Origin of the sequence: Pseudomonas sp. PDM31 (assembly GCF_019218965.1) — a bacterium.
GTDB lineage: Bacteria > Pseudomonadota > Gammaproteobacteria > Pseudomonadales > Pseudomonadaceae > Aquipseudomonas.
Window position 1 is genome coordinate 1 of the sequence record NZ_JAHUWS010000047.1, and the last position, 255, is coordinate 255.

The 255-nt window shown below is 55.7% G+C and carries 1 rRNA gene; it reads right to left on the reverse strand.

Annotation, left to right across the window (positions count from 1 at the left end):
• Window positions 1–255 (reverse strand): 23S ribosomal RNA (locus tag KW839_RS27395); the annotation flags it as partial.

Below are 255 nucleotides of genomic sequence, written 5' to 3' on the forward strand. Positions count from 1 at the left end.
TAACCTTCCGGCACCGGGCAGGCGTCACACCCTATACGTCCACTTTCGTGTTTGCAGAGTGCTGTGTTTTTAATAAACAGTCGCAGCGGCCTGGTATCTTCGACCGGCGTGGGCTTACGCAGCAAGTGCTTCACCCTCACCGGCGCACCTTCTCCCGAAGTTACGGTGCCATTTTGCCTAGTTCCTTCACCCGAGTTCTCTCAAGCGCCTTGGTATTCTCTACCCAACCACCTGTGTCGGTTTGGGGTACGGTTC